Origin of the sequence: Methanosarcina hadiensis (genome assembly GCF_046529725.1) — an archaeon.
GTDB classification, from domain to species: domain Archaea; phylum Halobacteriota; class Methanosarcinia; order Methanosarcinales; family Methanosarcinaceae; genus Methanosarcina; species Methanosarcina hadiensis.
On the sequence record NZ_CP136241.1, the window covers coordinates 534,095 to 546,455 of the forward strand.

At 42.2% G+C, this 12,361-nt stretch carries 9 protein-coding genes; 6 read left to right on the plus strand and 3 right to left on the minus strand.

Going from position 1 to position 12,361, the window contains the following annotated elements; genetic code table 11:
* Positions 1–61: 61 nt before the first annotated feature.
* The 3 genes from gatD (at position 62) to RSJ42_RS02415 (ending at position 3,959) form a co-directional block, all read left to right on the plus strand.
* Entirely contained in the window at positions 62–1,339 is a 1,278-nt protein-coding gene (gene gatD, locus RSJ42_RS02405) for a Glu-tRNA(Gln) amidotransferase subunit GatD (protein ID WP_410509136.1), read from the plus strand.
* A 712-nt stretch (positions 1,340–2,051) separates the two neighbouring features.
* Positions 2,052–2,213, plus strand: coding sequence for a symporter small accessory protein (locus RSJ42_RS02410; protein ID WP_410509137.1), 162 nt, complete (start codon positions 2,052–2,054; stop codon positions 2,211–2,213).
* An 87-nt stretch (positions 2,214–2,300) separates the two neighbouring features.
* Positions 2,301–3,959 (plus strand): sodium:solute symporter family protein, encoded by a 1,659-nt coding sequence (locus tag RSJ42_RS02415; RefSeq protein WP_410509138.1) that lies wholly within the window; start codon positions 2,301–2,303, stop codon positions 3,957–3,959.
* A 352-nt stretch (positions 3,960–4,311) separates the two neighbouring features.
* Here RSJ42_RS02415 and larA (RSJ42_RS02420) read toward each other — a convergent pair whose 3' ends face one another.
* Together larA (RSJ42_RS02420) and larA (RSJ42_RS02425) are read right to left on the minus strand one after the other, a co-directional pair.
* Positions 4,312–5,571, minus strand: a complete 1,260-nt coding sequence (gene larA, locus RSJ42_RS02420) for a nickel-dependent lactate racemase (RefSeq protein WP_410510291.1) — start codon at positions 5,569–5,571, stop codon at positions 4,312–4,314.
* A 161-nt stretch (positions 5,572–5,732) separates the two neighbouring features.
* Positions 5,733–6,995 (minus strand): nickel-dependent lactate racemase, encoded by a 1,263-nt coding sequence (gene larA, locus RSJ42_RS02425; RefSeq protein WP_410509139.1) that lies wholly within the window; start codon positions 6,993–6,995, stop codon positions 5,733–5,735.
* A 1,246-nt stretch (positions 6,996–8,241) separates the two neighbouring features.
* On the opposite strand from larA (RSJ42_RS02425), the gene RSJ42_RS02430 reads away from it, so the two are divergent.
* Entirely contained in the window at positions 8,242–9,522 is a 1,281-nt protein-coding gene (locus tag RSJ42_RS02430) for a hypothetical protein (protein ID WP_410509140.1), read from the plus strand.
* Positions 9,523–9,709: 187 nt separating this feature from the next.
* Here the strand turns inward: RSJ42_RS02430 and RSJ42_RS02435 are convergent, their stop codons facing one another.
* The gene (locus RSJ42_RS02435) at positions 9,710–10,402 is read right to left on the minus strand and encodes a metal-dependent hydrolase (RefSeq protein ID WP_410509141.1); all 693 of its coding nucleotides are present in this window, start codon (positions 10,400–10,402) and stop codon (positions 9,710–9,712) included.
* Positions 10,403–10,612: 210 nt separating this feature from the next.
* Between RSJ42_RS02435 and RSJ42_RS02440 the strand changes: the two genes are divergently transcribed.
* Positions 10,613–11,800 carry a DUF2117 family protein gene (locus RSJ42_RS02440; RefSeq protein WP_410509142.1) on the plus strand — a complete coding sequence of 396 codons (1,188 nt, stop codon included), beginning with the start codon at positions 10,613–10,615 and terminating at the stop codon, positions 11,798–11,800.
* Positions 11,801–12,187: 387 nt separating this feature from the next.
* Positions 12,188–12,361 (plus strand): hypothetical protein, encoded by a 174-nt coding sequence (locus RSJ42_RS02445; protein ID WP_410509143.1) that lies wholly within the window; start codon positions 12,188–12,190, stop codon positions 12,359–12,361.

Here is a 12,361-nt window from a genome sequence, read left to right on the forward strand (position 1 = left end):
AACGCTTTATAGCACTCTTCACAGCATTACGTAATCAAATATATTAGAAAAGGGATTATTCATGGAGTTTAAACAGGGCGATCGAGTACGCATTGAGAAGAACGGCACTGTCTATGAAGGCAAAGTAATGCCGTCCATGGAAGGGTATATCACAATAAAAATGAAAAGCGGTTATAACGCGGGTTTTTTGATCGATAAAGTGAGCATAACCCTTCTGGAAAACAACGGAGAATCTGCGAACGGAGGCAACGGAAGGAGAAATGGGCCAGAAGAGCCTGAATCAGAAAAAGAAAAAATCTCAAGGCTCGGGCTCCCGAAGATTGCTATCCTTTCGACAGGCGGGACAATTGCCAGTAAAATCGACTACAGGACAGGCGCAGTTACGTCGCAGTTCACTGCTGACGATATCCTTGCTGCAATCCCTGAACTTAAAGAAATTGCAAACTTCAAAGGCAGGGTAATTTCAAGCATCCTCTCCGAAAATATGGACCCGGATTCCTGGCAAAACCTTGCTAAAGCAGTTATAGAGGAGATCGAAGCCGGGGCTGATGGAATAATCGTAACTCACGGGACAGACACCATGATGTATTCTGCCGCAGCCCTTTCTTTCATGATAGAAACTCCGGTACCCATTGTCTTTGTGGGCTCCCAGAGGAGCGCAGACCGCCCAAGCAGCGACAATGCCATGAATGCCATCTGTGCAGCCAGGGTTGCCACAAGTGATATTGCCGAAGTCGTGGTGGTTATGCACGGCACAACATCAGATGATTTCTGTGAAATCCACCGCGGGACGAAAGTCAGGAAAATGCATACCTCACGCAGGGACGCTTTCAAGTCCGTTAATTCTCTTCCCATAGGGACCGTGGATTACGGGACAGGAAAAATAGAAACGTTTATTGAGTATACAAGGCGTGGAGAAAAGCCCCTCAAGTTCAAATCCGGAATGGAACCGAAGTGTGCCCTTGTTAAGTTTACTCCGGGAGCGAATCCCTCGGTTCTTGACTGTTATATTGATGGCGGCTACAAAGGTCTTGTTCTCGAAGGCACAGGGCTAGGTCATGTTTCCACAAAATGGATTCCTCATATCCAGAAGGCCACGGACGCAAAAATGCCTGTGGTTGTTACATCCCAGTGTCTTAATGGCAGAATTTGCGACCGCGTATATGATACCGGCAGGGATATGCTGAGAGCCGGCGCAATAGAAGGAGAAGATACTCTTCCCGAAACCGCACTTGTCAAGCTTATGTGGGTACTTGGCCAGACCGATGATTATGAAAAGGCTTTAAGTATGCTCAGAGAGGACCTCAGTGGGGAAATCAGCGAGTGCACACAGAGATAAATATAGAGATAAAACATTAAACATAGACCCGTAACGTTATAAAATTCATGGAGGTAAACAATGAGCCCCTGAAGGGGTTTACCTGTAATTTTTCGCAAATGTTTTCCTTCATTTCTGATCTTTTTTTAATGCTTTCTTTTGTTTCTGCTTTCTTTTATAAAGTTTTCCTTCATTTCTGTTTTCTTTTGTAAAGTTTTCCTTCATTTCTGCTTTCTTTTGTAATGCTTTCTTTTGTTTCTGATTTTAAGAAGGCCTCCAGAAACTGGTAGAGACTTATGCTTACCTGTAATTAAAAACCGGCTTTCTGGATAAGAACATTTTTCAGACAGACTAATACTTTCTGTATAATATTTCCTGCATATTTATCTGGAAGGGTTGTCAGGCTCAACAAAAAAGACCTGTATACCAGAAATGAAGAAAACAGCAGGAAAGAAAAGTAAAAAAGTCAGTTCAGGCGTTTTGATAAGTTAATTTTATTCCTTTTTACTGTCTGGCTGAACAAAACAGCATGCATAAAGGATAGAATGAATAATTTAAACCCTGCTGCATGAAGAGAGAAAGGCGGAAATTCTATTATGAATTCTCATTTATATGGTCCACTTCAATGTAAAATTTATTCGGCTCAACATATTTAAATAACAAAAAACTGTAATGTAGTGTGCTAACAGGTGTCATGTTAGCTGATAGCAGGAAATTATTACAGGTGGTAGATGTGTTAGTATTAGGAATTGAGGACCCACAGATCTGGCTTGCGTACATTGCCAGTATACTCAGTGCAGTCGGGTGTATGGTCTACGGTGCTATTCACTGGAAAAGCAAAGAGGACCAGCCGGTAAAGAACAGCGTTAAAAAACCCGAGGTTCAGGATCAGTAAACTCGACTTGCCGGAAATGGGTATTCCGGTGAAGGGCTTTTTGATAGCCCGAGGAAAAAGTAATCACGATTATTCGGAATGATTTTTATGGCAGTTAGTACTTCAACTCTTATCTTCTTTGTCATTATATATCTTGCAGCCACCTTTTATGTTGCCTATCTGGGATACAAAAAGAATTCCAAGACAGATGGGTATATGCTCGCAGGCCGAGGGGTGCATCCTGCAATTATGGCTCTTTCCTACGGGGCTGCATTTATTAGCACTTCTGCAATCATAGGATTCGGAGGGGTAGCTGCATCTTTAGGAATGGGGCTTTTATGGCTCGTCTTTATGAACATTTTCTTTGGAATCTTTATTGCTTTCGTTGTCTTTGGTCCTCCTACAAGACGCATGGGGCTGAATCTGGGAGCTATAACATATCCTGAGTTTATAGGAAAACGCTTCCAATCAAAGTTCATCCAGACCTATTCCGCGCTTCTCCTGGGTATATTCATGCCCCTTTATGCTGCAAGTGTTATCATAGGAGCCGGAAGATTCCTTGAAACAACCCTTGGAATCAACTACAATATTGCTCTCATAATCTTTACCATTATTATTGCGTCCTATGTGATTAAAGGAGGACTTCTCTCAGTCATGTACGTGGATGCTTTCCAGGCTATCCTTATGTTATTCGGAATGGGTTTCCTGCTTATCTATACTTACAATATGCTTGGAGGAGTTACCGAAGCCCATCAGGCCCTTACTAACATGGCAAACCTTGTTCCTCCAGCCCTTGCAGACCAGGGGCACAGGGGCTGGACTTCTATGCCGGCAATTGGTTCCCCTATATGGTGGACTATGGTTTCCACAATTATAATGGGAGTAGGAATCGGAGTACTTGCACAGCCACAGCTCGCAGTCAGGTTCATGACTGTAAAAAATGACGTTTCCCTGAAAAGAGCGGTTGCCGTAGGTGGTCCCTTCCTCCTGTTAATGGTAGGGGTCGCATATACAATAGGAGCTCTTTCCAACGTATACTTCTTTAAAACTGAAGGCGTGATCGCCCTTCAGGCAGTGCCTGGCGGAAACACCGACCTTATAATGCCTACATTCCTGAACCATGCCATGCCAGAGATGTTTGTGGCACTCTTCATGCTCTGCCTGCTTTCAGCTGCAATGTCTACAGCAGCTGCCCAGTTCCATACAATGGGTACTGCCATAGGGTACGATGTATATCAGCAGAGTATCATGAAAGGCAAGTCCACAGCAACCGTGCATGTTACAAGACTGGGAATCGCCTTTACTATCGTGGTAGCTATCATTCTGGCGTACATTCTGCCCGGAAGTATTATTGCAAGGGCTACTGCCATGTTCATGGGCCTGTGTACTGCTGCTTTCCTGCCCCTCTTTATAGGAGCACTTTTCTGGAAGCGCACCACAAAAGCAGGAGCAACTGCAAGCCTTGTAATTGGGTCTTTGAGCAGCCTTTTCTGGCTGACCTTTGTTCATGCAAAAGAAGCAATTCCTCTCGGAATCTCCCAGGCGATCTTTGGCAAGGAAACATTGCTTTCAGGCACATGGACCGTTGTAGACCCGATCCTGATAGCAACTCCTCTATCTCTCATTGCCCTGGTAGCGGTAAGCCTTATTACACCTCAGTTTTCACCTGAGTTCCTGAAAAAGGCTTTCAGGCACAGGTTTGAGGACGAAGAAGAGGAAAAAACAGAAAAAGTGTCAAGCAGTTCAGTGGATTCGGCAGGCGTTTAAGCCTGCATCCTTTAAATTCAGGCGCATTTTTATGCGTCTATTTCTTTTCTATATTGTTTTATTTCCGCAATCAACAGAAAATTCTTACTGTCTGGTTTTCATTCTGAAATCAGAATTTTCAGAGAAAATAGTATACTCTCAGGGAAGATAGTATACTCTCAGAGGAGATAGTATACTCTCAGAGAAGATAGTATACTTTTATACTTGCTATGGCAGAGAGGCTAAACGTCGCTCGGGTTATCAGGAATAACATAGATATGCTCCGGAAGGGGAAAAGAAAAGTAAAAACGAAAGAATAAAGGAAAAAAGATCCTGCTAATAGATCTTTTAAATTCAGGTTTTACGGAGATCTTTAATTTTCTTTTCTTACAGGCAGGGTCTGCCCGCCGTGAGGCATGAGGTGAATCTTTGCTTCAGGGTTTTCGGAAAGGATTGCAGATAAAGCTTCCTGTATGCTTCCCATTGGGGTAAAGAATGCGGTCCTGGCTTTTTCTTCAGGAAGCTTTGAAACGAGGTAAAGCCTGAATTTCTTTGCAGCCAGTGCGACAATAGCACTCTTATGTCCTCCGAACTCAAAGCAGTGTTTGAAACGTTCTATTGCATCTTCCGGAGTTTTGCACTGCCTGTTCCAGCACTCGTATACCTGGTTTCCTATCCCTTCGGCACACTCAGCTACAAGGATAATCGAACCTCCTTCCTTTACAGCCTGGGTTGCATTATCCAGGGACTTGTTTGCCTGGTAAAGGTTGATATCCTTGGGATAACCTCCACAGGAAACGATAACTGCATCTGCAGGCTCTACGGACACTTTATACATGGCATCCACAATCTCTACCCCTTTTCTATGGGCAGCAATAAAATCGCCTGCAACTGCAGCAACAATTTCTTTTTTGCTGTCAAGTACGACATTAAGGATGAATTTAAGGCCAAAGACCTTTGCAGCTTCCTCCATATCCTGCCTGACAGGGCTGTCTACCATTCCGGAGACTGCATTTTCTTCGATCATCATTTTATGGTTGGTGAGCACAGCCTCTTCAGAGCTCACTCCGGGGAGTACGGACTTTGCTCCTCCGCTGTATCCTGCATAATAATGGAATTCGATTCCTCCGGTGCCAATAACCAGATCGGCATCGAGAACCTCCTCAAAAATCTCGATAGGAGTGCCCCGGCTGGTTACTCCTATCTTTCTGCACCTGGAGGTATCGTGTTGGAAGCAGCGGATTTTTTTGTAGATATTTTCTCCAACCAGTTTTTTTGATTCCTCTTCAGTTTGCTGGCGGTGGAGCCCGAGAGCAAACACTATGGCAATGTTCTCATCCCTTGCTCCGCCAAGGTAAAGTTCTTCGAGTAAAGGAGGTAGAATCTTTTCAGTAGGAGTGGGTCTTGTGACATCACTTACAATTACTACAATTTTCGTTTCCGGGGTTACAATCTCGGAAAGCCTCTTACTTTTTATCGGATTCTGAAGCGCTTTCTTGATTAAAAGAGCTCCGTCCTCCTTTCTTTCAGGCTCCGATGGAAGGATCAGGCTGGAAATATTTTTCTCAGGAATATTCAGCTCAGAAATCCCGTTTCCAAAAGCAAGTGGAATCTTTTTCATATTTATCGTCATGTTTGTGCCGGTGATTTCGTATTGATTATATATAAAACTATACAGGTAAACAATGTCCAGGTAAACAATGCCCGGGATTAAATTTTGCTTCAAACCTCATCGAACAAACAGTCCAAATCTTGCCGCTCTATTTCTTTTTGTGGTTTTACCTGTCTGTCCTCTTATTTCCGGACAGGCAGTGTCCACCCTCCATCGGGAATTATATGAACTTTTGCCTCAGGGTTCTCTGCAAGGATATTTTCAAGGGCTTCCTGTACGCTTTTTGCTGGAATAAAGAAAGCTCCTCTGATTTCTTCCTCAGAAAGTTTTGAAAAAAGATAGAGTTTGAACTGTTTTGCAGCTCTTGCAACTATCGCACTCTTATGTCCTCCAAACTCAAAGATGTTCCTGAAACGTTCTATAGCATCATCCGGGCTCCTGCACTCCCTGTTCCAGCACTCGTATACCTGGTTTCCTATCCCTTCCGAACATTCGGCTACGAGTACTATTGAGCCTCCGGTTTTTACAGCAGGGACAGCATTTTCGAGAGCCTTTGTTGCCTGATAGAGGTTGATGTCTTTTGGGAAACCGCCGCAGGAGACGATGACCACATCTGCAGGCTCAACCTTTACTTTGTATATAGAGTCAACATATCTTGTCCCTTCCCTGTGAGCAGCAATAAAATCTCCTGCAACTGCAGCAACAATTTCTTTCCTGCTATTGATTATCACATTCAGGATAAAACGAAGGCCTGCTGTTCCTGCGGCTTCTTCGATATCCTTCCTCGCAGGGCTTTCGGCCCTACCCGAAAGAGGTTCACCTTCGAAGAGTTTGCTATAATGGCTATGGAATGAAAGTACGGCTTTTTCCGAACTGACTCCAGGAAGAACAGACTTTCCTCCCCCACCATAACCTGCGTAATAGTGAAATTCTACTGTCCCGGTGCTGATTATCAGATCCGCATTCAGAACCTCTTCAAAGACTTCTACCGGAGTCCCGAAACTTGTCTCCCCTATATGAATACATTTATTCCTGTCGTGCTGGACAAACCGGATATTTCTGGAAATTTCGTCCCCCAGGAGCTTTCTGCACTCTTCTTCGGTCTGCTGGCGGTGGAGCCCGAGCGCAAATACTATGGTAATGTTTTCATCCTTTGCTCCGCCAAGGTAGAGCTCTTCGAGTAGGGGAGGCAGAATCTTTGCAGTAGGAGTGGGTCTTGTGACATCACTTACAATTATTGCAATTTTCGTTTCCGGGGTTACAATCTCGGAAAGCCTCTCACTTTTTATCGGATTCTCGAGCGCTTTCCGAATTAGAAGGGTCTCATCTTCCTTTTTTTCAGGTTCCGATGGAAGGATAAGGCTGGAGATATTTTTCTCAGGAATATTCAGCTCAGACACCCCATTTCCAAAAGCAAGTGAAATCTTTCTCATATTTGTCTCCATGTTCGTGCTGGTGATTTCGTATTGATACTATATAAACTATATAGGTAGACAATAGTTAGAGTATATCCGGAATGCGATTTAAATTTGCTCATTTGAATCGGTATCCAGACCCTTACTTAAAGTTAAGAAATAATAGACCTGATAGACCTGCTTTACAAATTCTCGTACATTGTAAACTATTTACTTTTTTATCGAAGCAGGAATAACCTGATAGAAAACAATGGGCTCAGAAAGCATTCCGGCATCCCTGTAAATAATTGTTAAAGAAATTATCCCTGTATCCCTGGAAATAATTTTCAAAAAATACCTCTCTAAATTTGATTTGGTTAAATTCTGTAACAGGAGACGTCTGTGAGCAAAAAATAATATTATTTGTAAAAAATAAAAGTTCCCCAATGATTGAATTTAACATGAAATACTTTTCTGGGCATGGTTTCGGAATCATGCATTTTTTTAGGATCACATACTCCTGATATTTAGCCTAAATAAACACTTTCAAAAACCCAACACAAAATACAAACATTAATTTATTGTTGATAGTAAGTAAAATGAAATTTTTACTGAAAAGCTTATAATTCTGTATAGATAGAGCTCTTTAAGCCCTGAAAGAGCATTGATATTCTTAAGCTTAACCAGAAACGGTCATGAAGATAAAAACAGATTTTTTAGAAGGCTGCCGGTTAAAAGATGTAAAAGTTTCAGATGGATGTGAAGTAACGCAGAGATTAATTCTGGTGATTTGGTGAAAAATATTGATCGCTTAAGAATGTTTATTTTCATGCTGCTTATGCTAAATTCTTTTTATATCGGAGGAGCGTACGCATCACCAGATATAAGCAGTTCAAAAATTACTGAGAATATCAATCAGGGCAGTATTATTCTGTTCTCACAGAATTATTCTGAAGCAGACAGCCTTCCATCTAATGTTTTTATAGCAAATGTAAATGAAGAACAGATTTACGACAAAATATATTCAAATATATATGCAACAGCGGAATCAGAAGTATGCTTTAATGAGACTACAGACGCACTTAAGTATACGAGTACAAGAAATTTTCCTATAATACCATGCAGTTTACTTCCACATATTGATATTATTTGCTGTTTTGGAATAAATGAATACCTGAGCCGCTTTAAAAATAATCTGGATATTTTTACATTTTGTAAATGTACTTCTTTACCTATAATTCATTATCTTGAGGAACCAAGACAGGCGGGATCTCTGTATATATGCACCCTTATTCCAATGGTAAAATGTGCTTATGAAATTTCAATTGATATAAATGCCGACGATCCTGAAAGTTTTGTTGAACTGAATAGCCCGGGCTCAAGGCTAATAATTCAGGAAATCGAGAACCAGACTCTGCTTAAAAGCTGTTATAGGGGACCTTCAGGAGAATTGGAGTACAGGGAACTGGTTCTGGGTAATGGGTCGGAAAAAGTAAACTTCAGAATAGTTTTTGACGGCTGCAACAAAACAAACACAGTTTACTCGCAGAACGGCAGTTACATAGTTACTCCGTTTTACAGTCATGGAAGACAGAGGTTGCCCTATATTGATTTTTCAAGCGGGTATATTAAATTCACAGCTTTTATCCTTGGAGAAGGAACTTACCTTGATGTTAATATATACAGTGTAAACCAGACAGCGGAAAGAAAACTCATAACCGCGGTAGGGGATAATAAGATAATCCCATTCGGACTTGACGGACCTTTTCCTATGAACAAAACCGCAGAAGGAGTAGGTTACCTGAAGGATAAAGGGTACAGAGGTACGATGTGGTTTGATAAAGGAATGTTTGAGAAGTGTGATAGAGAACAGGTTGAATACCTGCACAGCCTGGTTGATAATGACTCCTGGGAAGTTGGGATACACTATACGAAGGAATTAAACAGCCTTCCACTCGAAGAAGCATACAGAGTAATGGATGAGGAGCATTCATATCTCAGTGAAAAAATAGGCCAGAAACCAACGAGCTGGTGCTGCCTTAGAAATCGCGATACCATTACTCACGCAGTTTATGCATATGAAAAACTGGGAATGACCTGGAGAAACGGAGATGCAGGAATTAATGCGGAAAACGAGGTCGGGAATCTGGACGACGATACATGGCAGTGGTGGGAACCAGCATCAAAGGCAGGTATGGTCTATCCCGTGTTTACTCACGAAATTGATGTCGATCCTGCAGTAAAATACTCCATAAGCCGATCAAAGTTCTGCGACTGGGTAGATAATTACTATGCAAACAATATGTCCATAGTGTCATTCTATGAGTATAACAAAGCAAGCCTGAATACATATGATGCAAGTTTCGAAAACCTGCAATATGATGAAAAATCGCTTTCTTTCGATGCACATACAAATGGCGTCAGCGCTCTGGTAAACGTAAACATTACCGCAGGAAACAGTACTCAGGTCTACGATGCCACACTTGGAGAATTTCTCAATTATAAAATCGAGCAGGATAATTCAGTTACTTTCCATGCCGAGGATAACCACAGTTACATTGTATATCGGAAGGAATGAGTAATGCATAAGTTTCTGGTATAAGTTCAATAACTTCGGAAGCTACGATAAAGGAAATGGGTATGGCTTTTTCTTTCTTTTCTGCCTTTAAGACCATAATTTTTAAGCAAATAAACTAAGCAAATAAACTAAGCAAATAAACTAAGCAAATAAACTAAGCAAATGAACCGGGGTAAAAAATCAAAAATCAAAGTTCTATTGATTCCCCTGGCTTTAGAATAACTACTTTTGTGTCAACTTTTGACTCCACGGCTTTTCTGAACTCTTCAGGGTCCTGTTTGATGACGTCAAAGGTGTTGTAATGCATTGGCACGACAATTTCAGGCCGAATCAGTTCAACAGCTTTTACAGCTTCCTTTATACCCATGGTAAATCTGCTGCCTATCGGAAGAAGGGCGATTTCCGGTTCGTAGAGTTCTCCTATAAGTTGCATGTCCCCGAAAACTCCCGTATCTCCTGCGTGATAAATTGAATGCCCGCCTATACCTATCACGAAACCTGCCGGGCTGCCCCCGTCAAAACTGAAATTCGATGCATCAATCGAAGAAGAATGGAGTGCATGTGTCATGGTGAGGTTAACACCTTCCACTTCTATTGTGCCTCCCTTATTCATGCCTTCTGCAAAGACTCCTTTGGATTTAATGTAATTTGCGACCTCATGAATCGAAATGATCCGGCAGCCTGTCCGTGCCCCGATTTCTACAGTATCCCCGAGGTGGTCACGGTGCCCATGCGTTACAGCTATTATATCCGGGTCAAGGTCTTCAGGGTTGCATGGAGCTTTCGGGTTTCCTGAAATAAAAGGGTCGATAAGGAGTTTCTTTTCGGCTTCGAACAAAAAAGCAGCATGCCCGAGCCAGGTAATTTTTACATCATCCATTTCTGTTCCTCACGGTCAGTTATCTTTTCTCAAAACGTAACAATGCGTAATGTAATTTTCGATAATTATCGGATAGTTTTCATAAATCCCGGTCTTTTTATAATACCGGGCTCGAATAAGCATGTGAAAAGAGCCAGATCAGAAGTAACATCTAAAACATGCCCACACGATAAAGGATCACATTAATATGCCCCTTTCATTTAAAGTCAAATGAGAATGAAAATCAGCCTTGTAATCCACGGGCCCGAAGTGATAGATTCGGGAGAAGCGAAAATAATTCTTGAAAAGCTTTCCTGCCTCGGGGAAGTAAAAGCAGAGCTTGGCGGGACCATGGGAAAGGCAGCTGTCCTTGATGCAGGGCTTGAAAAAACTATTGATATAACCAGGCACCTTAAGCCAAGTGTCTGTATAGAAGAATTTTTTGAGACTTCAGACCTTGTGTGCCTTCTGAACAGAGGAAAAACTCTCGAAACCGGCATGATTTTCGGATCAAAAGTTGCTTCCCGCATTAAGGAGCCTGAAAAGAAGCCACTAATCCAGATTGAAAGCCCCGGGAACTCCTTCGGAAGGCTCATACCCCTGAACAAAAAAGCTGCCAGCTGCGTTGAAAAACTCTCCAGAAAGCTTGGAGTTCCTGCCGAAAACCCTATTCCCTTCCACAATCCTGTTTTCATAGAAACCTGCCCGAAAACCGGAAAAACCCGGATAACTCGAGAAATCTCAGGAGTCCTCCCCGGAGAAAATATCTTCGTAAACGGGATCGTGATAGGAAAAGCCCTGTCCCCGGAAATAAGGATAATCTCCGAAAACGGCTTCATTACTGCGATAGAAGGCGGAGAAATAAAAGATCACGGGCTTGAAAAAATCCATAATTACGAAAAAAGAGGCCCTGTAGACCTTACAAAAGCCTGGATAAAAAGCGGGGACATAAGGAGAAGTATTTCCTTATTCCCAGATGCCCGAAAACAAAGTGACAGCGCCCAAAAACCGGATTTTTCTTACCGAAACCGGGCAGGAAATGGAAGTATTACATCAGGGAAAGTAGTGCTGATAGACCATGACGCCGAAAAATCCTTTGAGCTGGCTGCCGGGGCTGAACTTGTGGTTACAGTTGGAGACGATACCACAGCCATAGCAGGCGACATCCTGTTCAGGTTTGGCATCCCGATTATTGGAATCACTGATGGGGACTGCGATAATGTCATATGCGAGACAAAAACATCTCCAGGATCGATTATCCTCAGACTCTCGCAGGGGAGTGATGATATTGTTGGCAGGAAAACTAAGCAGGAGCTTTTGAAAGGGCAAAATTCAGCTGTTTTTAAGAATTTGCCTGCCTTTAAAGAAAATGTGCTGAAACTGGCAGAGCCGTTTATTGAGGCTGTTTCTGAATATTGAGAAGAAACTTAAACTGCGCGGCCCGCTTCATCGCTTCGCAGACCAATTGAGTTGATTATATGTTTTTTGACCCCTGCAACATCATTAGCTGTCAATACTTGACCAGTGCATCCGTATTCGCTATACCGAGTCATTCTTGTCACGCTCGACGAAGGAAAGCGGCCTGTTCCGCAAAGAAGAAGAGAAGAGAAAACCAGCAAGTAGAAACACGAAAAAACCTCATATTTGCTAAAATAAGAATTAATGTTATTAGATAACGATTAAGTGATTATTAAGTCTTTTTTATAATCCTTTTGTTTTGCAGATCATAATGGTTGCAGTGAAATGAACACATTTATTACTTTTTACTGTTATCGTTGGTTAGTTACTATAATAAGATGAGAATGCATGAACCAAAACGGAAAACACATTTCAGCCCACATATGGGACTCAAAAGGCAAGGAACGCAACATCAGCGTGGTTCCGAACTACGTGAAATTCATCAGCAACATTTTCAATCTGGAAAGGTTCTATTTTGTGTTCGGTCAGTCAGCCCGGAGTAAATATCCACAGGTGGTGTGA

Coding starts and splice junctions, on each gene's coding strand:
- RSJ42_RS02415 (WP_410509138.1), top strand. CDS start 2,301: ATGGCAGTTAGTACTTCAACTCTTATCTTCTTTGTCATTATATATCTT.
- RSJ42_RS02445 (WP_410509143.1), top strand. CDS start 12,188: ATGAACCAAAACGGAAAACACATTTCAGCCCACATATGGGACTCAAAA.
- larA (WP_410510291.1), bottom strand. CDS start 5,571: ATGACGATAAATATGAAAAAGATTCCACTTGCTTTTGGAAACGGGATT.
- RSJ42_RS02435 (WP_410509141.1), bottom strand. CDS start 10,402: ATGGATGATGTAAAAATTACCTGGCTCGGGCATGCTGCTTTTTTGTTC.
- gatD (WP_410509136.1), top strand. CDS start 62: ATGGAGTTTAAACAGGGCGATCGAGTACGCATTGAGAAGAACGGCACT.
- RSJ42_RS02430 (WP_410509140.1), top strand. CDS start 8,242: ATGGTAAAATGTGCTTATGAAATTTCAATTGATATAAATGCCGACGAT.
- RSJ42_RS02440 (WP_410509142.1), top strand. CDS start 10,613: ATGAGAATGAAAATCAGCCTTGTAATCCACGGGCCCGAAGTGATAGAT.
- larA (WP_410509139.1), bottom strand. CDS start 6,995: ATGGAGACAAATATGAGAAAGATTTCACTTGCTTTTGGAAATGGGGTG.